Here is a 24858-nt window from a genome sequence, read left to right on the forward strand (position 1 = left end):
GCAAGCCTTGTGACCGATCAGTCGTTAAGCTTCGGCGAGCCCTGGGCGTGCCTGCGCACGTTCAACGCCTGGTTTTACCGTCCGCCTTGCCACGGGTTGGCTATCGTTGATCCGTACACGGCGCACGCAGCGACGCTTCAACTATTACAAAGCCCAAGCGGAGTACCACAGATGGCGTTCTTCACCGCAGCCAGCAAAGCCGACTTCCAGCACCAACTGCAAGCGGCCCTGGCGCAGCACATCAGCGAACAGTCCCTGCCACAAGTCGCGCTGTTCGCCGAGCAGTTCTTCGGCATCATCTCTCTGGACGAACTCACCCAACGCAGGCTTTCCGACCTGGCCGGCTGCACCCTGTCAGCCTGGCGCATCATCGAGCGTTTCGACCCCGAATACCCGCAAGTGCGGGTGTACAACCCCGATTACGAACGCAATGGCTGGCAATCGACCCACACCGTGGTCGAAGTGCTGCACCACGACCTGCCGTTCCTGGTCGACTCGGTGCGTACCGAGCTCAACCGCCGCGGCTACAGCATCCACACCCTGCAGACCACCGTGCTCAGCGTACGCCGCGGCACCAAGGGCGAGCTGCTGGAACTGCTGCCCAAGGGCACCCAGGGCGAGGGCGTACGCCATGAGTCGCTGATGTACCTGGAGATCGATCGTTGCGCCAACGCCGCCGAGCTGACGGTACTGGCCCGCGAGATCGAGCAGGTGCTGGCCGAGGTGCGGGTGGTGGTTGCCGACTTCGAACCGATGAAGGCCAAGCTGCGTGAAGTGGTGGCGGAGGTGGAGCAGACCGCCTTTGGCCCGGCGCAACACGAAAAGGGCGAGGTCAAGGCGTTCCTCGAGTGGCTGCTGGACAACCACTTCACCTTCCTGGGCTACGAAGAATTCACCGTCAAGGGCGACGCCGACGGCGGCCAGATGGTCTACGACGAGCAGTCGTTCCTCGGCCTGCCGCGCCGCCTGCGCGTGGGCCTGACCAGCGACGAGCTGCGCATCGAAGACTACGCCGTGGCCTACCTCAACGAGCCGCTGCTGCTGTCGTTCGCCAAGGCCGCGCTGCCCAGCCGCGTACACCGCCCGGCGTACCCGGACTACGTGTCGATCCGCCAGCTGGATGCCGACGGCAAGGTGATCAAGGAGCATCGCTTCATGGGCCTGTACACCTCGTCGGTGTACGGCGAAAGCGTGCATGCCATCCCTTATATCCGTGAGAAGGTCACCGAAGTCGAGCGCCGCTCGGGCTTCGATCCCAAGGCCCACCTGGGCAAGGAACTGGCCCAGGTGCTGGAAGTGCTGCCGCGCGACGACCTGTTCCAGACCCCGGTCGACGAGCTGTTCAGCACGGTCATGTCGATCGTGCAGATCCAGGAGCGCAACAAGATCCGCGTGTTCCTGCGCAAGGACCCGTACGGCCGCTTCTGCTACTGCCTGGCCTATGTACCGCGGGAAATCTACTCCACCGAAGTGCGGCAGAAGATCCAGCAGGTGCTGATGGAGCGCCTGAAGGCCAGCGACTGCGAGTTCTGGACCTTCTTCTCCGAATCGGTGCTGGCCCGTGTGCAGCTGATTCTGCGGGTAGACCCGAAAAACCGCATCGACATCGACCCGCAGCAACTGGAACGCGAAGTGATCCAGGCCTGCCGCTCGTGGAATGACGACTACTCGGCGCTGGTGATCGAGAACTTCGGCGAAGCCCAGGGCACCAACATCCTCGCCGACTTCCCCAAAGGTTTCCCGGCCGGTTACCGCGAGCGCTTCGCCGCGCACTCGGCGGTGGTCGACCTGCAGCACGTGCTGAACCTGTCGGAAAGCAAGCCGCTGGCGATGAGCTTCTACCAGCCGCTGACCCAGGCCGGCGAGCGCATCCTGCACTGCAAGCTGTACCACGCCGACACGCCGCTGGCGCTGTCCGACGTGCTGCCGATCCTGGAAAACCTTGGCCTGCGCGTGCTCGGCGAGTTCCCGTACCGCCTGCGTCATGCCAGTGGCCGCGGCTACTGGATCCACGACTTCGCCTTCACCTACAGCGAAGGCCTGAGCCTGGACATCCAGCAGCTCAATGACATCCTGCAGGACGCCTTCATCCACATCGTCCGTGGCGATGCCGAGAACGACGCCTTCAACCGCCTGGTGCTGACCGCCGGCCTGCCATGGCGCGACGTGGCGCTGCTGCGTGCCTACGCCCGGTACCTGAAGCAGATCCGCCTGGGCTTCGACCTGGGCTACATCGCCAGCACCCTGAACAACCACACCGACATCGCCCGCGAGCTGACCCGGTTGTTCAAGACCCGCTTCTACCTGGCGCGCAAGCTCACCCAGGACGACCTGGATGACAAGCAACTGCGTCTGGAGCAAGCCATCCTGACCGCGCTGGATGACGTGCAGGTGCTGAACGAAGACCGCATCCTGCGCCGCTACCTGGACCTGATCAAGGCCACCCTGCGCACCAACTTCTACCAGCCGGACGCCAACGGCCACAACAAGTCGTACTTCAGCTTCAAGTTCAACCCCAAGCTGATCCCCGAACTGCCTAAACCAGTGCCCAAGTTCGAGATATTCGTCTACTCGCCACGGGTCGAGGGCGTGCACCTGCGCTTTGGCAACGTCGCCCGAGGTGGCCTGCGCTGGTCCGACCGTGAGGAAGACTTCCGCACCGAGGTGCTGGGCCTGGTAAAAGCCCAGCAGGTGAAGAACTCGGTAATCGTGCCGGTCGGCGCCAAGGGCGGCTTCCTGCCGCGCCGCCTGCCGCTGGGCGGCAGCCGTGACGAGATCGCCGCCGAAGGCGTGGCGTGCTACCGCATCTTCATTTCCGGCCTGCTGGACATCACCGACAACCTCAAGGACGGTGGCGTGGTGCCGCCGGCCAACGTGGTGCGGCATGACGATGACGACCCGTACCTGGTGGTGGCGGCCGACAAAGGCACCGCGACGTTCTCCGACATCGCCAACGGCATCGCCATCGACTACGGCTTCTGGCTGGGCGACGCCTTCGCCTCGGGTGGCTCGGCCGGTTACGACCACAAGAAGATGGGCATTACCGCACGCGGCGCCTGGGTGGGCGTGCAGCGCCACTTCCGCGAGCGCGGCATCAACGTGCAGGAAGACCCGATCACCGTCATTGGCGTCGGCGACATGGCCGGCGACGTGTTCGGCAACGGCCTGCTGATGTCCGACAAGCTGCAACTGGTGGCCGCGTTCAACCACCTGCACATCTTCATCGACCCGAACCCGGAGCCTGCCTCCAGCTTTGCCGAGCGCAAGCGCCTGTTCGACCTGCCGCGTTCGGCCTGGAGCGACTACGACACCAGCATCATGTCCGAAGGCGGCGGTATCTTCCCGCGCAGTGCCAAGAGCATCGCCATCAGCCCGCAGATGAAAGAGCGCTTCGCCATTGATGCCGATCGCCTGACCCCGACCGAGCTGCTCAACGCGCTGCTCAAGGCACCGGTAGACCTGCTGTGGAACGGTGGCATCGGTACCTACGTCAAGGCCAGCACCGAGAGCCACGCCGATGTTGGCGACAAGGCCAACGACGCGCTGCGTGTCAATGGCAACGAACTGCGCTGCAAGGTGGTGGGCGAGGGCGGCAACCTGGGCATGACCCAGCTCGGCCGGGTCGAGTTCGGCCTGCACGGCGGCGCCACCAACACCGACTTCATCGACAACGCCGGCGGCGTGGACTGCTCCGACCACGAGGTCAACATCAAGATCCTGCTCAACGAAGTGGTGCAGGGTGGCGACATGACCGAGAAGCAGCGCAACCAGCTGCTGGGCAGCATGACCGACGAAGTGGCCGGCCTGGTGCTGGGCAACAACTACAAGCAGACCCAGGCGCTGTCGCTGGCTGCCCGCCGCGCCCGCGAGCGGATTGCCGAGTACAAGCGCCTGATGGCCGACCTGGAAGCCCGTGGCAAGCTGGACCGCGCCATCGAGTTCCTGCCATCCGAAGAGCAGCTGGCCGAACGCCTGGCCGCCGGCCAGGGCCTGACCCGCGCCGAGCTGTCGGTGCTGATCTCGTACAGCAAGATCGACCTCAAGGAACAGCTGCTCAAGTCGCTGGTGCCGGACGACGACTACCTGACCCGCGACATGGAAACCGCCTTCCCGCCGTCGCTGGTCAGCAAGTTCGCCGAGTCCATGCGCCGCCACCGCCTGAAACGCGAAATCGTCAGCACCCAGATCGCCAACGACCTGGTCAACAACATGGGCATCACCTTCGTCCAGCGCCTGAAAGAGTCGACCGGCATGAGCCCGGCCAACGTGGCCGGGGCCTATGTGATCGTGCGCGACATCTTCCACCTGCCGCACTGGTTCCGCCAGATCGAGGCACTGGACTACCAGGTACCGGCGGAGATCCAGCTGACCCTGATGGACGAGCTGATGCGCCTGGGCCGCCGTGCCACCCGCTGGTTCCTGCGCAGCCGCCGCAACGAGCAGGACGCCGGGCGTGACACCGCGCACTTCGGGCCGAAGATCGCGCAACTGGGGCTCAAGCTCGACGAGTTGCTCGAAGGCCCGACCCGCGAGCGCTGGATGGTGCGCTACCAGGGCTTCGTCGAGGCTGGTGTACCGGAGTTGCTGGCGCGCATGGTGGCCGGCACTACCCACCTGTACACCCTGTTGCCGATCATCGAGGCTTCGGACGTTACCGGCCATGACCCGGCACAGGTGGCCAAGGCGTTCTTCGCCGTGGGCAGCGCGCTGGACCTGACCTGGTACCTGCAGGAAATCAGCAACCTGCCGGTGGAAAACAACTGGCAGGCACTGGCCCGCGAGGCGTTCCGCGACGACATCGACCTGCAGCAGCGGGCGATCACCATCTCGGTACTGCAGATGGCCGATGCACCGGAAGACATGGACGCCCGTGTGGCGCTGTGGGCCGAGCAGCACCGGGTGATGGTGGAGCGCTGGCGCGCCATGCTGGACGACCTGCGCAATGCCACCGGCACCGACTATGCGATGTACGCGGTGGCCAACCGCGAGCTGGTCGACCTGGCCATGAGCGGGCAGGCGGCGGTGGTGCCGTCCTGAGCCCAAGGTGAGTAAAACAAAGCCCCGGCAGCGATGCCGGGGCTTTTTTTGTATTCCTGTGCTGGCCCTTTCGCGGGTAAACCCGCTCCCACAGGAGCATCACAAGGCTTGAGTGTAGTGAGGTCCCCGTGGGAGCGGGTTTACCCGCGAAGAGGCCGGTACAGGCTTACTTGAACCTGCGCTCCACCCCTTTCTCCACCAGGATCTTCGCCGAAATCTCTTCCACCGAAAAATGCGTGGAATTGATGTTGGGAATGTTCTCCCGGCGGAACAGGCTTTCCACCTCGCGCACTTCGAACTCGCACTGGGCAAAGCTGGAATAGCGGCTGTTGGGCTTGCGTTCGTGGCGGATGGCGGTGAGGCGGTCAGGGTCGATGGTCAGGCCGAACAGCTTGTTGTGGTGCTTTTTCAGCACCGCCGGCAGCTGCAGGCGCTCCATGTCGTCTTCGGTCAGCGGGTAGTTGGCGGCGCGGATGCCGAATTGCATGGCCATGTACAGGCAGGTGGGGGTCTTGCCGCAGCGCGATACACCGACCAGGATCAGGTCGGCCTTGTCGTAATAGTGGGTGCGCGCGCCATCGTCGTTGTCGAGGGCGAAATTCACCGCCTCGATGCGTTCCATGTAGTTGGAATTGCCGCCAATGGAGTGCGACTTGCCGACCGAATACGACGAATGGGCGGTCAATTCCTGTTCCAGCGGGGACAAAAACGAAGAAAAGATGTCGATCATGAAGCCATTCGAAGTAGCCAGGATCTCACGGATGTCCTGATTGACGATGGTGTCGAAGATGATCGGGCGTACACCATCACGCTCGGCCGCAGCGTTGATTTGCTGGACCATGGTCCGCGCCTTTTCCGGCGAATCGATGTAGGGACGGGTGAATTTACTGAATGGAATGCTCTCGAATTGAGCGAGCAGACTCTGGCCCAGGGTTTCGGCGGTGATGCCGGTGCCGTCGGAGATGAAGAACGCGGTTCGTTTCATTTGCGATCTGGGCCTTAAGCTGATGACGTTTCTTGGATATGATAAGTTCGGTTTGCCGAATGCGGCTGTCGGCATTCTCACTTATTTTCCAGGTACAGGCCACAAGCGTCCGGCCAAGTCAACGAAGGCAGGCGGGCGCCCTTGAGCTTTTCCAATACAGTCAGTGGAGAGATCACCTTGGTAGAGTACGTAGTTTCCCTCGAAAAGCTCGGCGTCCATGATGTGGAGCATGTGGGGGGCAAGAACGCATCCCTGGGCGAGATGATCAGCAACCTCGCAGGTGCTGGTGTATCGGTGCCGGGCGGCTTTGCCACTACGGCGCAGGCGTACCGCGATTTTCTCGAACAGAGTGGTCTCAACGACCGTATCCATGCCGCACTCGACGCACTCGACGTGGATGATATCAACGCCCTGACCAAGACCGGCGCGCAGATTCGCCAGTGGGTCATGGAAGCCGACTTCCCGGCACGTCTGGATTCGGAAATCCGTACGGCCTTCGCCGAAATGGCTGCCGGCAACGACAACATGGCGGTTGCCGTGCGTTCCTCGGCCACCGCCGAAGACCTGCCGGACGCCTCGTTCGCCGGCCAGCAGGAAACCTTCCTCAACATCCGTGGCGTCGACAACGTGATCCGCGCGGCCAAGGAAGTGTTTGCCTCGCTGTTCAACGACCGTGCCATCGCCTACCGCGTGCACCAGGGCTTCGACCACAAGCTGGTGGCCCTGTCCGCCGGCGTGCAGCGCATGGTCCGTTCCGAAACCGGCACTGCCGGTGTCATGTTCACCCTCGACACCGAGTCGGGCTTCCGCGACGTGGTGTTCATCACCGGTGCCTACGGCCTGGGCGAAACCGTGGTGCAGGGTGCGGTCAACCCTGACGAATTCTACGTGCACAAGAACACCCTGCAGGCCGGCCGCCCGGCCATCCTGCGCCGCAACCTGGGCAGCAAGGCGATCAAGATGGTCTACGGCGAAGAAGCCAAGGCCGGCCGTTCGGTCAAGACCGTCGAAGTGGACCGCGCCGAGCGCGCGCGCTTCTGCCTGACCGATGCCGAGGTCAGCGAGCTGGCCAAGCAGGCCATGATCATCGAGCAGCACTACCAACGCCCGATGGACATCGAATGGGCCAAGGACGGTGATGACGGCAAGCTGTACATCGTCCAGGCGCGCCCTGAGACGGTGAAGAGCCGCTCCAGCGCCAACGTCATGGAACGCTATCTGCTGAAAGAGAAGGGCACCGTACTGGTCGAAGGCCGTGCCATTGGCCAGCGCATCGGCGCCGGCAAGGTCCGCGTGATCAACGACGTATCGGAAATGGACAAGGTCCAGCCTGGCGACGTGCTGGTCTCCGACATGACCGACCCGGACTGGGAACCGGTGATGAAGCGCGCCAGCGCCATCGTCACCAACCGTGGCGGGCGTACCTGCCACGCGGCGATCATCGCCCGTGAGCTGGGTATTCCGGCCGTGGTCGGCTGCGGCAACGCCACCCAGGTGCTGAAAGATGGCCAGGGTGTGACCGTGTCCTGTGCCGAAGGCGACACCGGCTTCATCTTCGAGGGCGAGCTGGGCTTCGACGTCAAGCAGAACTCGGTCGATGCCATGCCCGACCTGCCGTTCAAGATCATGATGAACGTCGGCAACCCGGACCGCGCCTTCGATTTCGCCCAGCTGCCCAACGCCGGTGTCGGCCTGGCGCGCCTGGAGTTCATCATCAACCGCATGATCGGCGTGCACCCCAAGGCACTGTTGAACTACGCCGGCCTGCCAGCCGACCTGAAAGACAGCGTCGACAAGCGTATTGCCGGCTACAACGACCCGGTCGGCTTCTATGTCGAGAAGCTGGTCGAGGGCATCAGCACCCTGGCAGCGGCCTTCTACCCGAAAAAGGTCATCGTGCGCCTGTCGGACTTCAAGTCCAACGAGTACGCCAACCTGATCGGCGGCAAGCTGTACGAGCCGGAAGAAGAAAACCCGATGCTGGGCTTCCGTGGCGCTTCGCGTTACATCAGCGAATCGTTCCGTGACTGCTTCGAGCTCGAGTGCCGTGCCCTGAAGCGTGTGCGCAACGAGATGGGCCTGACCAACGTCGAGATCATGGTGCCGTTCGTGCGTACCCTGGGCGAAGCCAGCCAGGTTGTCGACCTGCTCGCCGAAAACGGCCTGGCCCGTGGCGACAACGGCCTGCGCGTGATCATGATGTGCGAGCTGCCGTCCAACGCCATCCTCGCCGAAGAGTTCCTGGAATACTTCGACGGCTTCTCGATCGGCTCCAACGACCTGACCCAGCTGACCCTGGGCCTGGACCGTGACTCGGGCATCATCGCCCACCTGTTCGACGAGCGTAACCCGGCGGTGAAGAAGCTGCTGGCCAACGCCATTGCCGCGTGCAACAAGGCTGGCAAGTACATCGGTATCTGCGGCCAGGGCCCGTCGGACCACCCGGACCTGGCCAAGTGGCTGATGGAGCAGGGCATCGACAGCGTGTCGCTGAACCCGGACTCGGTACTTGAAACCTGGTTCTACCTGGCTGAAGGCCAAGGCGCGGTCTGATGCAGTAAAACGCGGGGGTGCGTCTGGCGCACCCCGCCTGGTTTTTCCAGGGCGAGCTCCAGCAATGGATCCCGCCCTTTTTTGTGCACCAAGCAACCTTATGCAAAGCAGCAGCACTCTATTCCCCGTGGCCCTGCTCAGTGCCGAACGCCGCGGCGACCTCAGCGAAGACGTGTACCGGATCAAGGCCGGCAACAGCCCTGACCCCAGCGTCGAGCTGGCTGTCACCCGTCTGGGGCTGGCCGATCAGGACCAGGCCCAGGGCGTGCCGGTCGTTCTCCTGCACGGCAGCTTCTCCAACCGCCGCTTCTGGTATTCGCCCAAAGGGGTTGGCCTGGGGGCCTATCTCGCTCGCGCGGGCTTCGATGTGTGGATCCCGGAAATGCGCGGCCATGGCCTGTCGCCGCGCAACCATGACTGGAAGCACAACAGCGTTGCTGCCTATGCCCGCGATGACCTGCCGCTGATTGCGGCTTTCGTGCGCGAGCAGTCGGGGCAGGCGCCGCACTGGGTCGGCCACTCCTTGGGGGTACGACCTTGGTGGCAGCGCTGGGCGGTGGCTTTCTGGCTGCCGAGCAGGTGGCCAGCGTGGCGCTGTTCGGTACCCAGATCAGCCGCGTGTACTGGCCGTTGAAGGTACCGCCACTGACGTGGGGGGCGAAGCTGCTGCTCAAGCGCTGGGGGCAGATTTCCGGGCCGCGCTTCAAGCGTGGGCCGGAGGACGAGCCGATCGGCCTGGCGCTGGAGAGCATGCGCTGGCATGGCCTGTTCGGACGTTTTGGCGACAAGCAGAACGACTGGTGGGCGGGGCTGGCCGAGGTGGATGTGCCGCTGCTGGCCGTGGCTGGCGCGGGGGATTTCCAGGACCCGGTGTGGGCCTGTCGCAAGCTGTTCGAGCAGTTGGGCGGCGAGCGCAAGCAATTTCTGCGGCTGGGGCGCGAGGAAGGGTTCGAGGCTTTCGGGCATGTCGACATGCTGGTGAGCAAGGCCGCGCAGGTGCAGGTGTGGCCGTTGGTGGAGCGTTGGCTGCGGGATCCGCTGGTGCCGGTGCATGCGTCCACGGTGATGGTGGAGCCTGTGCCCGCCGGTTGAATTTGCGTTGCCTGTACTGGCCCTTTCGCGGGCACGCCCGCTCCCACAGGGATCACACAGGGGCTAAATGCTGTGAGGTCCATGTGGGAGCGGGCGTGCCCGCGAAAGGGCCGAAACAGGCAAAACACAACTGACTGCCTGGTCCCGGATGACTGCAATGGGCTCTACGGTGTAGCCTTGGACGATACCCGCTTTCGTTGTGACTGACAGGAGCTTCCCATGCAGCATTACGTAACGCCCGACCTGTGTGACGCCTACCCTGACCTGGTGCAGGTGCTGGAACCGATGTTCAGCAATTTCGGCGGCCGCGATTCGTTCGGCGGCCAGATCGTCACCATCAAGTGCTTCGAAGACAACTCGCGGGTCAAGGAGCAGGTCGAGCTCGATGGCAAGGGCAAGGTCCTGGTCGTGGATGGTGGTGGCTCGCTGCGTCGAGCACTGCTCGGTGACATGCTTGCCGAAAAGGCTGCCAGAAACGGCTGGGAAGGCCTGGTGATCTATGGCTGCGTGCGTGACGTCGACGTGCTGATCCAGACCAACGTCGGCGTGCAGGCCCTGGCCAGCCACCCGATGAAGACCGACAGGCGCGGCATCGGCGAGCTCAACGTGCCAGTGACCTTCGCCGGGGTGACCTTCCGCCCGGGCGAGTACGTGTATGCAGACAACAATGGCGTGCTGGTCTCGCCAAGCCCGCTGAAAATGCCGGCGTGATGCGCCGCCCGCGCTGATGGAGCTTTGATGTTCGAGGAAGACAACGCGCAGTGGGGGCTGGTACACGCCCTGGTGCTCGATGGCAAAGGCGGCGCGCGCTCTATTGCCCGTACCGAGCTGGACGACTTGCAACTGCAACCCGAGCAGAGCCTGTGGCTGCACTGGGACCGCAGCCATCCGCAAACCCGCACCTGGCTGCTGCGCGACAGCGGCCTGAGTGCGTTCGCCTGCGAGCTGTTGCTGGAAGAAAACACCCGGCCGCGCCTGCTGCCCATGGCCGATGAGCAGCTGTTGCTGTTCCTGCGCGGGGTCAACCTCAACCCGGGTGCAGAGCCCGAGGACATGGTCTCGGTGCGCATCTTCGCCGAGGCGCAGCGGGTCATCTCGCTGCGCCTGCGGCCGTTGCGCGCCAGTGACGAGATTCTCCAGCAGCTTGAAGAGGGCAGGGGCCCGAAATCGGCTTCCGAGCTGTTGCTGCTGATGGGCGAACTGCTGACCGAAAAGGTTCAGGGCCTGGTAAGCGACCTGTCCGAACTGGTCGACCTGGAGGAAGAAAAGGTTGAATCCGACGAACGGTACACTCCGGAGAACGGCTGCCTGCAGCAGATCCGCCGGCGTGCCGCCGGTCTGCGGCGTTTCCTTGCTCCTCAGCGGGAGATCTACGCCCAGCTGTCGCGTAGCAAATGGAGCTGGTTCGTCGATGCCGACGCCGATTACTGGAACGAGCTGAACAATAGCCTGATCCGCTACCTCGAAGAGCTGGAGCTGACCCGCGAGCGGGCCGCACTGGTGCTGGAAAGCCAGGATCGCCGGCGCAGCGAGCGGATGAACCGCACCATGTACCGCTTCGGCATCATCACCTGCATCTTCCTGCCCATGAGCTTCATCACCGGGCTGCTGGGCATCAATGTCGGGGGCATCCCGGGGGCGGAAAACCCCTATGGCTTCCTGTTTGCCTGCATCATCGTGCTGGGGCTGGCGGTGGGGCAGTGGTGGCTGTTCCGGCGGTTGCGGTGGGTCTAGAAATGTTCTGCCTGTTCTGGCCTCTTCGCGGGCACGCATTCATTTTGAAACACTCGTCCCAATGCGATGTGTGACCCATCGCCCGGCCATCTCGTCTCTGACTGACACTGCGCGAGGTGCCCATGCACGATCCGTTTGAAGAATCCCTGCGCGACCTGCTCAAGGCGTCACCCTCCGGCAATGACCGGGATGACCGGGACGACGCCGCTTGCCTGGGTCGCGTGCTGAAAACCGCCAACCGCCAGGTTGGCGCAGGTGATCTGTTCAGCCTGCTTGGCCGCTGGAGCCAGGCGCTGCTGATCGCCGTGAACAATGGCGCGGCGCATGTGGCGCCGGTGCGTCGACACTCTTCCCGCAACGCTGCCAACGGCAGCAAAGCAGATAAGGCCGATTGAATATGGAACTCGATCTCTGGACCCAGAGCCTGGTCACCGCCATGACTGCCCTTTGGACCAAGGTAGCGAACTTCATCCCCAACCTGTTCGGCGCGCTGGTCGTGGTGCTGCTCGGTTTCGTGGTGGCCAAGCTGCTCGACACGCTGCTGTCCAAACTGCTGGCCAAGTTCGGCCTGGACCGCCTGATGGCCGGCACCGGCCTGACCAAGATGCTCGGCCGGGTCGGTATCCAGGTACCGATCTCGACCCTGATCGGCAAGATCGTCTACTGGTTCGTGCTGCTCATCTTCCTGGTCTCGGCTGCTGAATCGCTGGGCCTGGAGCGGGTTTCGGCAACCCTCGACATGCTCGCCCTGTACCTGCCGAAGGTGTTCGGCGCAGCCCTGGTGCTGCTGGCCGGCGTGCTGCTGGCCCAGGTGGCCAACGGCCTGGTGCGCGGCGCTGCCGAAGGCATCGGCCTGGAATACTCGGCGGGCCTGGGGCGTATCACCCAGGGCCTGGTGATCATCATCAGCATCTCGGTGGCCATCAGCCAGCTGGAGGTGAAGACCGACCTGCTGAACCATGTGATCGTGATCGGGCTGATTACCGTTGGTCTGGCCGTTGCACTGGCAATGGGCCTTGGCAGCCGCGAAATCGCCGGGCAGATTCTGGCCGGCATCTACGTGCGCGAGCTGTACCAGGTGGGCCAGCAGGTGCGGATTGGAGAGGTCGAAGGGCATATCGAGGAGATCGGTACGGTGAAGACGACACTGCTGACCGATGATGGCGAACTGGTGTCGCTGTCCAACCGCGAGCTGCTTGAACAGCGAGTCAATAGCCGCTAACCGCACAAAGCTGTTAATGTATGCCGCCGCGAAAATCGACCCACGGGGTCGCGCGGCGACATTGACCTGACTGTCGGCCAGATCCGTTTTGAATAAAGTTCATTCGCCGCCCATGCGTTATGACCCCCGCGAGCTCACCGACGAAGAGTTGGTGGCGCGTTCGCATGAGGAGCTGTACCACGTTACCCGCGCCTATGAGGAGCTCATGCGGCGCTACCAACGGACCCTGTTCAACGTCTGTGCGCGTTATCTGGGGAACGACCGTGACGCGGACGATGTCTGTCAGGAAGTCATGTTGAAAGTGCTGTACGGGCTGAAGAACTTCGAGGGTAAGTCCAAGTTCAAGACCTGGCTCTACAGCATCACCTACAACGAATGCATTACCCAGTACCGCAAGGAGCGCCGTAAACGTCGGTTGATGGATGCCTTGAGTCTGGACCCTGTGGAAGAGGCGTCCGAAGACAAGGCTCCGAAGCCGGAAGAAAAAGGCGGGCTGGACAAATGGCTGGTGCATGTGAACCCGATTGACCGGGAAATCCTGGTGCTGCGTTTTGTCGCAGAGCTGGAATTTCAGGAAATCGCCGACATCATGCACATGGGCCTGAGCGCCACGAAAATGCGCTACAAGCGCGCGCTAGACAAGCTTCGGGAGAAATTTGCCGGCCTCGATGAAACTTAGTGGCCTGCAAATATCTCTAACGAACCGGCGAGTTCTGCTAGACTAGCCGTCGAGTTGTCCCCCTTGTTTGTGGTGGGACTGCTTAACTATCACCAGATGGGGATTTAACGGATGAAATTGAAAAACACCTTGGGCTTGGCCATTGGCTCGCTCGTCGCTGCTACTTCTTTCGGCGTTCTGGCTCAAGGCCAAGGCGCTGTAGAAATCGAAGGCAACGTTACCAAGCAGTACTACGACAGCGAACGTAACTTCAAGAACGACGGCACCAATCCTGGTGTTCGCCTGGGCTACTTCCTGACCGACGACGTTTCCCTGGACCTCGGCTACAACGAGACCCACAACGCTCGTGGTGAAGTCTTCAACAAAGACATCAAAGGTTCCAAGACCAAGCTCGACGCCACCTACCACTTCGGTACCGTGGGCGACGCTCTGCGTCCGTACGTTTCCGCCGGTTTCGCTCACGAGAGCCTGGGTCAGGCCACTCGTAGCGGCCGCGACCACTCCACCTTCGCCAACGTTGGCGCTGGCGCCAAGTGGTACATCACCGACATGTTCTTCGCCCGTGCCGGCGTAGAAGCCATGTACAACATCGACAACGGCAACACCGAGTGGGGTCCGACCGTTGGTGTTGGTCTGAACTTCGGCGGTAGCCCGAAGCAAGCTGAAGTCGCTCCGGCTCCAGTTGCCGAAGTGTGCTCCGACTCCGACAACGACGGCGTTTGCGACAACGTCGACAAGTGCCCTGACACCCCGGCCAACGTTACCGTTGACGCCGATGGCTGCCCGGCTGTTGCCGAAGTCGTTCGCGTTGAGCTGGACGTCAAGTTCGACTTCGACAAGTCGGTCGTCAAGCCAAACAGCTACGGCGACATCAAGAACCTGGCTGACTTCATGAAGCAGTACCCACAGACCACCACCACCGTGGAAGGTCACACTGACTCCGTCGGCCCAGACGCTTACAACCAGAAGCTGTCCGAGCGTCGTGCCAACGCTGTCAAGCAGGTCCTGACCCAGCAGTACGGCGTAGAATCCAGCCGTGTTGACTCGGTTGGCTACGGCGAAACCCGTCCGGTTGCCGACAACGCCACCGAAGAAGGCCGCGCTATCAACCGTCGCGTTGAAGCTCAGGTAGAAGCCCAGGCCAAGTAATTGGTTTGAAGCTTGATGAAAAACCCGGCCTCGGCCGGGTTTTTCTTTGCCTGGGATTTGTGGTGTGTGTGCCGGCCCTTTCGCGGGCTTGCCCGCTCCCACAGAGATTGCGCATAGCCTGCGGGATACGACGAACCTGTGGGAGCGGGCAAGCCCGCGAAGGGGCCTTTACAGGCACTGTATCATCCTGCAATTGCCACCAATTCCTGAACCACCTGTTCCCCAACCACCTCCCCAATCACCAATATCGCCGGGCTACGCAAGCCAAACCTCCGCGCATCCTCCACCATCCCCCGCACATCGCTCCTGCACTCCCGCTGCTGTGGCAACGATGCATTCTCGATCATCGCCACCGGCATCCCCGGTGCCATGCCGCCGTCCAGCAACCCTTGGCGTACCTGCTCCAGCCTGGCCACGCCCATGTACACCACCAGCGTCGTCCCGCCCTGGGCCAAGGCCGCCCAGTTCAGCTCGCTGTCGTCCTGGGTATGTGCCGTGACCAGCGTCACGCCTCGGCTCACACCCCGTGAGGTCAGGGAAATCCCGCATTGCGTGGCGCCGGCCAGGCCGGCGGTGATGCCGTTGACCACTTCCACCTCGATGCCATGTCCCTGCAGCCACAGCGCCTCTTCACCGCCACGGCCGAAGATGCACGGGTCGCCGCCCTTGAGCCGTACCACGCAGCGCCCTTGCCGCGCATGGCGCAGCATCAGGCGCTGGATGAACGCCTGCGGCGTAGAGCGGCAGCCGCCGCGCTTGCCCACGGCAATCACCCGGGCCTGCGGGCAATGCTCCAGCACCGCCGGGTTGACCAGGTCGTCGATCATCACCACGGCGGCTTGCTGCAAGGCGCGTACAGCCTTGAGGGTGAGCAGTTCGGGGTCACCAGGGCCAGCACCAACCAGCCAGACTTTTGCATTCATCAGGGTTTCCTCATCGGCAAGGCGCGTTCAGCCCTTGAGCAGGGTGAGCAGCAATATCAGGTTGAACAGCAAGGACAGCAGGGCCAGGGTGCGCCAGACCTTCAACGGCTCGCGCTCCAGCAATGGCCGTGGCCGGCTGGGCAGTTCCTGGCGGTCGCCACGTTCGAGCAGCAGCAACCAGTGTTCGGCGGTTTCGAAGCGTTGCGCCGGGTCGGCTGCCAGCGCCTGCTGCAGGTTGTGCTGCAGCCACTCCGGCAGGTCGGGGCGGTAGCGTGCGGCGTTGACCGGCTGACCGAAGCGCGGCCGCTGGAAGGCCTCCACCTCGCCGTACGGATAGTGGCCGGTCAGCAGGTGATAGAGCGTTACGCCCACGGCATACAGGTCCTGGCGTGGACTGGGCGGCAGGCCGTCGAACGCTTCCGGGGCAATGTATGACGGTGTGCCCGGCAACTCATGCTGCGGGTCTTCGGACAGGCCCGGGCAGTAAGCCAGGCCGAAGTCCAGCAGGCGCAGCTGGCCATCGCTGCCCAGGTGCAGGTTCTCTGGCTTGATGTCGCGGTGCAGCAGGTTGCGCCGGTGCAGTACGCCGACCGCCTGCAGCAGTTGCCGGGCCAGCTCCAGCCACTGCGGCATGGGCAGCGGGCCGTGTTCGGCCAGCAGCGCCGCCAGACTCTGGCCGGGGTATTCGCGCATCACGTAGTACAGGTGCTGGCGCTGGCTGGCTGCGTGCAGTTCGGGGAAGTGCCGGCCAGCGACCCGGCGCAGGAACCACTCTTCCAGCAACAGCCCTTGTGCTGCGCCGGGCTCCTGCTCGCGTGCGGCGGGCAGGGTCTTCAGCAGCCAGGCTTGGCCCTGGCCATCGCGCACCCGGTACAGCAGTGACTGGCGGCTGTGCGAAAGCAGCTTTTCGGCTTGCCAGCCATCGATGGCCTGGCCCTCACGCAGCGGGCCGGGCACCGGCCATTGCTGCAACTGCGCCAGGGTGTCACCCAGGTTGGCTGTGCCCAGTTGCTCGACCTGCACCAGCAAGGCGCTGGCGTTGTCCTGGCTGCCGTTGAAGTGCGCGCTGGCGACCAGGGTGTCGACGGCCAGTTGCAGGTCGGGTTGCTCGCGCAGCACCGCCTGGATGTGCTGGTCGCCCAGGCTGGCCCATACGCCATCACTCAGCAACAGAAAACGCTCGCCTGGCTGCAGCTCGCCTTCCAGATAATCCACCAGCAGCTGCTGGTCCAGGCCCAGCGCGCGCTTGAGCACATGCTGCATGCCGGGCTGGTCCCACACATGGTCTTTACTCAGGCACTGCAGGCGCCCGGCGTGCCAGCGATACACGCGGCAGTCGCCTACGTGTGCCAGGGTAAAGCGCCGGCCACGCAGCACCAGCGCGCTGAGGGTGGTCAGCAATGGCTGGCCGTTACCTTGGGCACGCAGCCAGCGGTTCTGCGCCAGCAGCAGGCGGTCGAGAGCCTGGGGCACGCTCCAGGTTGCGGGGGTAGCGTAGTAGTCCAGGGCCAGCGCCTGCAGGCTGGCCCGGGCTGCCAGGCCGCCATCGGCACATTGGCTGACGCCGTCGGCGAGGGCGAACAGGTAGCCCTTGCTGGCGGCCAGCTCCGGCGCCGGGGTAACCAGGCGCAGGGCGTCCTGGTTTTCCTCGCGTGGCCCGGTGGCGCTGGCCTGGGCAAAGCTCAGTTGCAGGCTCATGGCTGTGCCTCAGACCCGCGCCGCGGTAACCGCAGCCGAGCCCCAGGTGGTGCGCCAGCGCTGTTTCACGCCGTGCAGGCCGAACCAGGCCAGCAAGCCCAGGCTGGCGAACAGCCACAGCCCCAGTTGGTAGTCGCCGGTGTGCTGCTTGATGGTGCCAAGCCCGGCCGCCAGCAGGAAGCCTCCGATGCCGCCGGCCATGCCGATCAGCCCGGTCATCACCCCGATCTCCTGGCGGAAGCGTTGCGGCACCAGCTGGAACACCGCGCCATTGCCGGCGCCCAGGCCGAGCATGGCGCTGATGAACAGCGCCAGTGCGGCGGCTGCGCTGGGCAGGTTGAAGCCGACCGCCGCGATGCAGATGGCTGCCACGCTGTACATGCCCAGCAGGGTGCGGATGCCGCCGAAGCGGTCGGCCAAGGCGCCGCCGAGTGGGCGCATCAGGCTGCCGGCGAACACGCAGGCGGCGGTGTAGTAGCCGGCGGTGACCGGGCTCAGGCCATATTGGTCGCTGAAATAGCCGGGCAGGGCGCTGGCCAGGCCGATGAAGCCACCGAAGGTGACGCTGTAGAAGAACATGAACCACCAGCTGTCACGGTCGCCCAGGGCCTTGAGGTAGTCGGCCATGGCTTTTGGCTTGGGCCGCTGCGGAGCATTGCGTGCCAGCAGGGCGAATACCACCAGGGCCAGCGACAGCGGGATCAGCGCAAAGCCGAACACATTGTTCCAGCCAAAGCCTGCAGCCAGCGCCGGGGCCAGCAGGGCGGCGAACACCGTGCCGGAGTTGCCGGCACCGGCAATGCCCATGGCTTTGCCTTGGTGCTGTGGCGGGTACCACTGCGAGGCCAGCGGCAGTGACACGGCGAACGAAGCGCCGGCAAAGCCGAGAAACACGCCCAGCAGCAGCGCTTGTTCATAGCTATGCACGCCCAGGTGCCAGGCAGCGGCGAGGGCGACGATGACTACCACCTGGCCGATCAACCCGGCGGTCTTGGGCGACAGGCGGTCGACCAGCACACCCATGGCGAAGCGCAGCACCGCCCCGGCCAGGATCGGCGTGGCCACCATCAGGCCCCGTTGTTGTGCGCTCAGTTGCAGATCGGCGGCAATTTGCACTGCCAGTGGGCCAAGCAGGTACCAGACCATGAAGCTGAGGTCGAAGTACAGGAACGCGGCGAACAGCGTGGGCACATGCCCGGATTTCCAGAAGCTGGTACTCATCGAACACCTCACTCGGCAATGCAGCGGAACGAAAAAGACGCCGCTACCCGCTCCACGGGGGTGGAGGGGAGAGCGACGTCTTTGTCGGGGATTAAGTGGGGCAACCGCCGTTGGCTACCGGTGATATTTGTTCAGCAAGAGATGGGCCAACTCAAGACATGGGGCAACTGTTGGCAGAGGCTGGCATGACATTTTTGTTGCCTGTGAAAGTCTCATGCCAGTCCCGTCACCCCAGCATCTCGTGCATGGCAATGATCTGCTCGGCCACCTGGATCAGCTTCTGCTGCCGGCTCATGGCCTGGCGGCGCATCAGGGTGTAGGCCTGCTCTTCGTTGCAGTCCTTCATCTTCATCAGCAAACCCTTGGCCTGCTCGATGCGCTTGCGCTCGGCCAGTTGCTGGTCGCGAGCAAGCAGCTGCGCCTTCAGCGCCTGGTCACTTTCGAAACGCGCCATGGCCACGTCCAGGATCGGCTGCAGCCGCGCGGCATGGATGCCTTCGACAATGTAGGCGCTGACCCCCGCCTGGATCGCCTGGCGCATCACCCCGGGGTCGTGCTCGTCGGTGAACAGCACGATGGGCCGCGGCTGGTCACGGCTGACCAGCACCACCTGTTCCATCACATCGCGGTCTGGTGAATCGGTATCGATCAGCACTACGTCCGGGCGCACCGTTTCGACGCAGGCGGGCAGGTCGATGGTCAGGTCTGGCGCTTCGATGACCTCGAAGCCGGCCTCGCTCAATGCCGCCTTGAGGCGGCCGAGTTTGCTCCGGGTGTCGTCGATCAGCAGGATGCGCAACATGGTGGTCCCCCTCACGCGCCGACACGGGCATCGGGCAGGTCGCCCAGGGCATGCAGGCTGAAACTGCGGGCATAACCGTAGGGGTCGCTGCCGTCCCAGCGGTTGCCGTCGATCAACAGGCTGCTGCGCATCGGCTGCTCGGGGCAGGCCACGCCCAGGCTTTGCGCTGCCTCGCCATAGAGTGCCAACTGCTGGACCTGGCGTGCCACGCCGAGATAGTCGGGGTCTTCGCGCAGCAGGCCCCAGCGGCGGAACTGGGTCATGAACCACATGCCGTCGGACAGGTACGGCAGGTTGGCCCGGCCGTGGTCGTGCAGGCGCAGGGCGTGCGGATCTTGCCAGTGGTTGCCCAGGCCATCGTGATAGCTGCCGAGCAGGCGCGGTTCGATACTCGCCAGCGGGGTGTCCAGGTAGGCGCTGCCGCTGAGCAGTTGCGCAGTGCTGCGGCGGTTTTCCGGGCTTTGCTCAATGAAGCGGCTGGCCGCGAGGACCGCCTTGATCAGCGCGCGGGCGCTGTTGGGGTATTGTTCGGTGAAGGTGCGGGCGCAGGCCAGGACCTTTTCCGGGTGGTCCGGCCAGATCGACTGGCTGGTGGCCAGGGTGAAGCCTTGGCCCGTGGCCACTGCATCGGCGGCCCAGGGTTCGCCCACGCAGAAGCCGTCGATGCGCCCGGCCTGGATATGCGCGGCCATTTGCGCCGGCGGCACCACCACGCTGTCGACATCGCGCAGTGGGTGGATGCCCTGGCTGGCCAGCCAGTAATACAGCCACATGGCGTGGGTGCCGGTGGGGAAGGTCTGGGCGAAGGTGAGGCGTGCGCCATGCTGGTGCACCAGGCGCGCCAATGCTTCAGGGTTGGTCACGCCTTTGCGTTGCAGGGCCGGGGACAGGTTGATGGCCTGGGCGTTCTGGTTCAGCCCCATGAGCACGGCCATGGCACTGGCCGGTACACCGCCGATGCCCAGGTGCACGGCGTAGACCAGGCCATACAGGCAGTGCGCGGCATCCAGCTCGCCGCTGACCAGCTTGTCGCGCAGCCCGGCCCAGGAACCCTGGCGCTTGAGGTTGAGGGTAAGGCCGTGCTGCTGGGCGAAGCCCTGGGTGGCGGCGACTACCACCGAGGCGCAGTCGGTCAGGGCCATGTAGCCGATGTTCAGGCTGGGCTTTTCCGGCGCGTCGCTGCCGTTGACCCAGGCCAGGGGCGTTGCTCGGGGTACAGTGTTCACAAGGTTCCTCGCCCGTACTGATAAGGCTGTGGGCTTCTTCGGTGCAACCGATGTGCCATCTGGCTTCATCGCCGGTAAGCCAGCTCCCGCAGGTACAGCGCAGGTTTCAGCCCTTGTGTTGTCCCTGTGGGAGCCGGCTTGCCGGCGATGGGCTGCGCAGCAGCCCCACGATTTGCTGTCATGCCAGCCCCACGCTGGCTATAATCGCCCCCTCACTCACCCCGAGCCTTGCCCGCCCATGTATACCCTGGCCCGCCAGCTGCTGTTCAAGCTTTCCCCGGAAACCTCCCACGACCTGTCCCTGGACCTGATCGGCGCCGGTGGCCGTCTCGGCCTCAACGGCATGCTGTGCAAGCAGCCGGCGGCTTTGCCGGTTACGGTCATGGGCTTGAACTTCGCCAACCCGGTGGGCCTGGCGGCCGGCCTGGACAAGAACGGCGCGGCCATCGACGGTTTCGCCCAGCTGGGCTTCGGCTTCGTCGAAATCGGCACCGTCACCCCGCGCCCGCAGCCGGGCAACCCCAAGCCACGGCTGTTCCGCCTGCCGGAGGCTACGGCCATCATCAACCGCATGGGCTTCAACAACCTGGGCGTTGATCACCTGCTTGGCCGGGTGCGGGCTGCGCGTTACAACGGCGTGCTGGGCATCAACATCGGCAAGAATTTCGACACTCCGGTGGAGCGTGCCGTCGATGACTACCTGATCTGCCTGGACAAGGTGTACACCGCCGCCAGCTACATCACGGTCAACGTCAGTTCGCCAAACACCCCGGGCCTGCGCAGTCTGCAGTTCGGCGATTCGCTCAAGCAGTTGCTCGATGCCCTGGCCGAGCGCCGCGAGCAGCTGGCCGGCACGCATGGCAAGCGCGTGCCGCTGGCAATCAAGATTGCCCCGGACATGAGCGATGAAGAAACCGCCCTGGTGGCCGCCGCACTGATGGAATCGGGCATGGATGCGGTGATCGCCACCAACACCACGCTGGGGCGTGAAGGTGTCGAAGGGCTGCCGTACGGTGGCGAGGCGGGCGGCCTGTCGGGCGCGCCGGTGCTGGAGAAGAGCACCCATATCGTCAAGGTGCTGGCGGGTGAGCTGGGCGGCAAGCTGCCGATCATTGCCGCGGGTGGCATTACCGAAGGCCGCCATGCCGCCGAGAAAATCGCTGCCGGGGCGAGCCTGGTGCAGATATACTCCGGCTTCATTTACAAGGGGCCGGCGTTGATTCGCGAGGCGGTGGACGCTATCGCAGCAATGTCCAGGTAACCTGACAGGCCAATGCGCGGGTAAACCCGCTCCTACTGGTATTGCACAGCGCTTGAAGGCAGCAGGGCATCTGTGGGAGCGGGTTTACCCGCGAAAGGGCCGGTGCATTTGATAACATTTGCCAAGGCATAAAAAAGGGCCCCATCAAGGGGCCCCTGGGCCTTCGCCCGCCGCCCGGATAGGGCGTGCATGGTGAATCGAATTCAGTGTCCTCGTTCAGCCAACGGCGTGATTTTCGTTGAGTCTATGGATGCCAGCGGTGCCAGTCATTCCGTCCCAGTTATCACCGCGACCTTCGCGCCAGCCGTTGATCCAGGCTTGGCGAACAGAAGGAAGATTGAAGGGGCAAAGTTCGCGGGATTTGCCGGTGACCCCGTATTGGTAGCCACGTGAATATGCTCTTTCCAACGGATCACGCTTAAGTCTTCTCATAGGGTGTTGCCCTCACTTGTTGACTGTAATGTCCCGTCGGCCTCTCCGAGGCCGGGCAGAGTCTTTCTGCCGGTGTGCGCTCGCTGCCGGCGTGGCGAGCTGAAAGTGCCACCTCGTTGCGAAGTGGCCTGAGACCAGTTCTATCGAATGCGAGTCACGGTGTGAATGATCGATTTGTCATAAGCACGTAACCTTTCCAAGGGTGAGGGGATAAGTAAATAAATGCGACTCAACCTTGTTTAGCGTTGAGCCCGCTATGATCGGGGTTTGCCGATCATTGACGTCATTTCGCCAGCGGTGCTTGCAGATGACAGAAATAATTTGAAATGCGACGAAGGGTCACATCGGCCCCGGTATCGCCAGAATTTTTCGTACTGCCTGATGATCTAAGCTGTCTTTGCCACTGGGCCAAGCGCAGATCGGTCAGGCGGCCCGGCCTTTCATCGCGCACTCGCGTGCCGGGAAAGGCCACCCGCACGCCTGCTGGAAAGGTGTGCGGGCAAACATCGCGGGGTGATGCGTTGCCCCGTCAGTCAAATAGCCCAAGGCGCTGGATTACTCATGTCGGACCGTTTCGAACTTTACCTCACTTGCCCCAAAGGCCTTGAAGGCCTGCTTGCCGAAGAGGCCCGGGGCCTCGGCCTGGACGACGTGCGTGAGCACACCTCGGCCATTCGCGGCGCCGCCGACATGGAAACCGCGTACCGCCTGTGCCTGTGGTCACGCTTGGCCAACCGAGTGCTGCTGGTACTCAAGCGCTTCTCCATGAAGAACGCCGACGACCTCTACGACGGTGTGCATGCGGTCGACTGGGCCGATCACCTGGCAGCCGACGGCACCCTGGCGGTGGAGTTCAGCGGTCATGGTTCGGGCATCGACAACACCCACTTCGGTGCGCTGAAGGTCAAGGATGCGATTGTCGACAAGCTGCGCAACCGCGAAGGCCTGCGCCCATCGGTGGAAAAGATCGACCCTGATGTGCGCGTGCACCTGCGCCTGGACCGTGGCGAAGCCATTCTGTCCCTCGACCTCTCCGGGCACAGCCTGCACCAGCGTGGTTACCGCCTGCAGCAAGGCGCCGCGCCGCTGAAGGAAAACCTGGCGGCGGCAGTACTGATCCGCGCCGGCTGGCCGCGCATTGCCGCTGAAGGTGGCGCACTGGCCGACCCGATGTGCGGTGTGGGTACCTTCCTGGTCGAAGCGGCGATGATCGCTGCCGATATCGCGCCCAACCTCAAGCGTGAACGCTGGGGCTTCAGTGCCTGGCTCGGCCATGTGCCGGCGTTGTGGCGCAAGGTGCATGACGAAGCGCAGGCGCGGGCACAGGCCGGCCTGGCCAAGCCACCGCTGTGGATCCGTGGCTACGAGGCCGACCCGCGGCTGATCCAGCCAGGCCGCAACAACGTCGAGCGTGCCGGCCTGGGCGACTGGGTGAAGATCTACCAGGGCGAGGTCAGCACCTTCGAGCCGCGCCCGGACCAGAACCAGAAAGGCCTGGTCATCAGCAACCCGCCCTATGGCGAGCGCCTGGGTGATGAAGCCAGCCTGCTGTACCTCTACCAGAACCTCGGCGAGCGCCTGCGCCAGGCCTGCATGGGCTGGGAGGCGGCGGTGTTCACCGGCGCGCCGCAGCTGGGCAAGCGCATGGGTATTCGCAGCCACAAGCAGTATGCATTCTGGAACGGCGCCTTGCCGTGCAAGCTGCTGCTGTTCAAGGTGCAGCCTGACCAGTTCGTCACCGGCGAGCGCCGCGAGGCGCAGCCTGAAGGCGCGGAAATCCGCCAGCAGGCAGCGCTGGCCAGCGAGCCGGCGCGCCTGTCGGAAGGGGCGCAGATGTTCGCCAACCGCCTGCAGAAAAACCTCAGGCAACTGGGCAAGTGGGCTCGCCGCGAGCAGGTCGATTGCTACCGCTTGTACGATGCCGACATGCCCGAGTATGCCCTGGCGGTCGACCTGTACCAGGACTGGGTGCACGTACAGGAATACGCCGCGCCACGTTCGGTCGACCCGGACAAGGCCCAGGCGCGCCTGCTCGACGCGCTGGCAGCGATCCCGCAGGCCCTGGGCATTGCGCCGCAGCGTGTGGTGCTCAAGCGTCGCGAGCGGCAGAGCGGCACGCGCCAGTACGAGCGCCAGGCTACCGAGGGCCGCTTCCAGGAAGTGAGCGAAGGTGGCGTCAAGCTGCTGGTCAACCTCACCGACTACCTCGATACCGGCCTGTTCCTCGACCATCGCCCGATGCGCATGCGCATCCAGCGCGAAGCCGCTGGCAAGCGCTTCCTCAACCTGTTCTGCTACACCGCCACGGCCACCGTGCATGCAGCCAAGGGTGGCGCGCGCAGCACCACCAGCGTCGACCTGTCGAAAACCTACCTGGACTGGGCGCGGCGAAACCTGGCGCTCAATGGCTTCTCCGAGCGCAACCGCCTGGAGCAGGGCGATGTGATGGCCTGGCTGGAAGGCAACCGCGACAGCTACGACCTGATCTTCATCGACCCGCCGACCTTCTCCAACTCCAAGCGCATGGAAGGCGTGTTCGACGTGCAGCGTGACCACGTGCAACTGCTGGACCTGGCCATGGCCCGACTGGCGCCCGGTGGCGTGCTGTACTTCTCCAACAACTTCCGCAAGTTCCAGCTGGACGAGCACCTGATGGCACGTTACGCGGTGGAGGAAATCACGGCCCAGACGCTGGACCCCGACTTCGCCCGCAATAACCGCATCCATCGGGCCTGGCGTTTGCAGCTTCGGTGAGGCGACGAGGTACATTGCGCGGCTAATGGCCAATAGCTATAACTGAGGGCAGGGCAAGATAATCCGCAGGACGCTGACGTGACGAGATGG

17 protein-coding genes and 1 pseudogene are annotated in these 24858 nt (G+C 63.8%); 11 read left to right on the forward strand and 7 right to left on the reverse strand.

Annotated features, from left to right (window positions below; translation table 11 throughout):
• Nucleotides 1-171: 171 nt before the first annotated feature.
• Nucleotides 172-5037 carry an NAD-glutamate dehydrogenase gene (locus MKK04_RS07895; protein ID WP_233687123.1) on the forward strand — a complete coding sequence of 1622 codons (4866 nt, stop codon included), beginning with the start codon at nt 172-174 and terminating at the stop codon, nt 5035-5037.
• A gap of 166 nt (nt 5038-5203) precedes the next feature.
• Here MKK04_RS07895 and ppsR read toward each other — a convergent pair whose 3' ends face one another.
• Nucleotides 5204-6022: a posphoenolpyruvate synthetase regulatory kinase/phosphorylase PpsR gene (ppsR, locus tag MKK04_RS07900; RefSeq protein WP_063913850.1), complete on the reverse strand. Its 819-nt coding sequence runs from the start codon at nt 6020-6022 to the stop codon at nt 5204-5206.
• A 177-nt stretch (nt 6023-6199) separates the two neighbouring features.
• Between ppsR and ppsA the strand changes: the two genes are divergently transcribed.
• The 8 genes and pseudogenes from ppsA (at nt 6200) to MKK04_RS07940 (ending at nt 14451) form a co-directional block, all read left to right on the forward strand.
• Complete coding sequence (ppsA, locus tag MKK04_RS07905) at nt 6200-8575, forward strand: phosphoenolpyruvate synthase (RefSeq protein ID WP_207831821.1); 2376 nt, start codon at nt 6200-6202, stop codon at nt 8573-8575.
• A 64-nt stretch (nt 8576-8639) separates the two neighbouring features.
• Nucleotides 8640-9667, forward strand: a pseudogene (locus MKK04_RS07910) (alpha/beta fold hydrolase).
• A gap of 219 nt (nt 9668-9886) precedes the next feature.
• Nucleotides 9887-10378: a ribonuclease E activity regulator RraA gene (gene rraA / locus MKK04_RS07915; protein ID WP_207831761.1), complete on the forward strand. Its 492-nt coding sequence runs from the start codon at nt 9887-9889 to the stop codon at nt 10376-10378.
• A 27-nt stretch (nt 10379-10405) separates the two neighbouring features.
• Nucleotides 10406-11401 (forward strand): zinc transporter ZntB, encoded by a 996-nt coding sequence (locus MKK04_RS07920; protein WP_207831759.1) that lies wholly within the window; start codon nt 10406-10408, stop codon nt 11399-11401.
• A gap of 122 nt (nt 11402-11523) precedes the next feature.
• On the forward strand, nt 11524-11796 hold the full coding sequence (locus tag MKK04_RS07925; RefSeq protein ID WP_004376140.1) for a hypothetical protein: 273 nt from the start codon (nt 11524-11526) through the stop codon (nt 11794-11796).
• A 2-nt stretch (nt 11797-11798) separates the two neighbouring features.
• On the forward strand, nt 11799-12623 hold the full coding sequence (locus MKK04_RS07930) for a mechanosensitive ion channel family protein (protein ID WP_004376138.1): 825 nt from the start codon (nt 11799-11801) through the stop codon (nt 12621-12623).
• A 112-nt stretch (nt 12624-12735) separates the two neighbouring features.
• Nucleotides 12736-13302 carry an RNA polymerase sigma factor SigX gene (gene sigX, locus MKK04_RS07935; protein ID WP_003248665.1) on the forward strand — a complete coding sequence of 189 codons (567 nt, stop codon included), beginning with the start codon at nt 12736-12738 and terminating at the stop codon, nt 13300-13302.
• A 111-nt stretch (nt 13303-13413) separates the two neighbouring features.
• On the forward strand, nt 13414-14451 hold the full coding sequence (locus tag MKK04_RS07940) for an OmpA family protein (protein ID WP_063913856.1): 1038 nt from the start codon (nt 13414-13416) through the stop codon (nt 14449-14451).
• A 182-nt stretch (nt 14452-14633) separates the two neighbouring features.
• Here MKK04_RS07940 and cobA read toward each other — a convergent pair whose 3' ends face one another.
• From cobA to MKK04_RS07965, 5 genes are all read right to left on the reverse strand, one after another.
• The gene (gene cobA / locus MKK04_RS07945; RefSeq protein ID WP_207831757.1) at nt 14634-15374 is read right to left on the reverse strand and encodes a uroporphyrinogen-III C-methyltransferase; all 741 of its coding nucleotides are present in this window, start codon (nt 15372-15374) and stop codon (nt 14634-14636) included.
• 27 nt (nt 15375-15401) lie between these two features.
• Nucleotides 15402-17072 (reverse strand): bifunctional protein-serine/threonine kinase/phosphatase, encoded by a 1671-nt coding sequence (locus MKK04_RS07950; protein WP_207831755.1) that lies wholly within the window; start codon nt 17070-17072, stop codon nt 15402-15404.
• Between the two features lie 9 nt (nt 17073-17081).
• Entirely contained in the window at nt 17082-18293 is a 1212-nt protein-coding gene (locus MKK04_RS07955; RefSeq protein ID WP_063913859.1) for a nitrate/nitrite transporter, read from the reverse strand.
• 226 nt (nt 18294-18519) lie between these two features.
• Nucleotides 18520-19095 (reverse strand): ANTAR domain-containing response regulator, encoded by a 576-nt coding sequence (locus tag MKK04_RS07960; protein ID WP_207831753.1) that lies wholly within the window; start codon nt 19093-19095, stop codon nt 18520-18522.
• An 11-nt stretch (nt 19096-19106) separates the two neighbouring features.
• The gene (locus MKK04_RS07965; protein WP_207831751.1) at nt 19107-20321 is read right to left on the reverse strand and encodes a CmpA/NrtA family ABC transporter substrate-binding protein; all 1215 of its coding nucleotides are present in this window, start codon (nt 20319-20321) and stop codon (nt 19107-19109) included.
• Nucleotides 20322-20559: 238 nt separating this feature from the next.
• Between MKK04_RS07965 and MKK04_RS07970 the strand changes: the two genes are divergently transcribed.
• A complete protein-coding gene (locus MKK04_RS07970) occupies nt 20560-21582 on the forward strand; it encodes a quinone-dependent dihydroorotate dehydrogenase (RefSeq protein ID WP_207831749.1) in 1023 nt (340 codons plus the stop codon).
• A gap of 216 nt (nt 21583-21798) precedes the next feature.
• Here the strand turns inward: MKK04_RS07970 and rmf are convergent, their stop codons facing one another.
• The gene (rmf, locus tag MKK04_RS07975) at nt 21799-22014 is read right to left on the reverse strand and encodes a ribosome modulation factor (RefSeq protein WP_003248687.1); all 216 of its coding nucleotides are present in this window, start codon (nt 22012-22014) and stop codon (nt 21799-21801) included.
• Nucleotides 22015-22575: 561 nt separating this feature from the next.
• On the opposite strand from rmf, the gene rlmKL reads away from it, so the two are divergent.
• A complete protein-coding gene (gene rlmKL, locus MKK04_RS07980) occupies nt 22576-24768 on the forward strand; it encodes a bifunctional 23S rRNA (guanine(2069)-N(7))-methyltransferase RlmK/23S rRNA (guanine(2445)-N(2))-methyltransferase RlmL (RefSeq protein WP_207831748.1) in 2193 nt (730 codons plus the stop codon).
• Nucleotides 24769-24858: the final 90 nt, after the last annotated feature.

Source organism: Pseudomonas sp. LS.1a, from assembly GCF_022533585.1.
Taxonomy (GTDB): domain Bacteria; phylum Pseudomonadota; class Gammaproteobacteria; order Pseudomonadales; family Pseudomonadaceae; genus Aquipseudomonas.